This is a genomic window from Mycobacterium angelicum (assembly GCF_002086155.1).
In the GTDB taxonomy this organism is placed as follows: Bacteria; Actinomycetota; Actinomycetes; order Mycobacteriales; family Mycobacteriaceae; genus Mycobacterium; species Mycobacterium angelicum.
Genome location: NZ_MVHE01000463.1, coordinates 1 through 232, shown reverse-complemented (window position 1 = coordinate 232; position 232 = coordinate 1). Strand labels below are relative to the sequence as shown.

Here is a 232-nt window from a genome sequence, read left to right as displayed (position 1 = left end):
GCGGCCGTTGCCGAGTTCCCCGGATTCGCATTCTTCGAAATCCAACTGCGCCTGCCGGTTAACGGCCGTTGGGTGCTGGTGGTGACTGGCGGCACCGGAGCGATATCGCTTCCGGTGCTGGTGAGCGACATGCCTGCGACGATAGGTTTTTGACGCGCCGGTCTTGAGCGACGACCCCCGGGGCTTTGCAGAAAGGTTGTCCCGTGCACCAGCAGCATCCCTACAACGCAGC

General features: G+C 62.9%; 1 pseudogene. It reads left to right on the top strand.

The window, feature by feature from the left end:
- Nucleotides 1–153 (top strand): annotated as a pseudogene (locus BST12_RS34125) (hypothetical protein); the annotation flags it as partial.
- Between the last annotated feature and the right edge of the window lie 79 nt (nucleotides 154–232).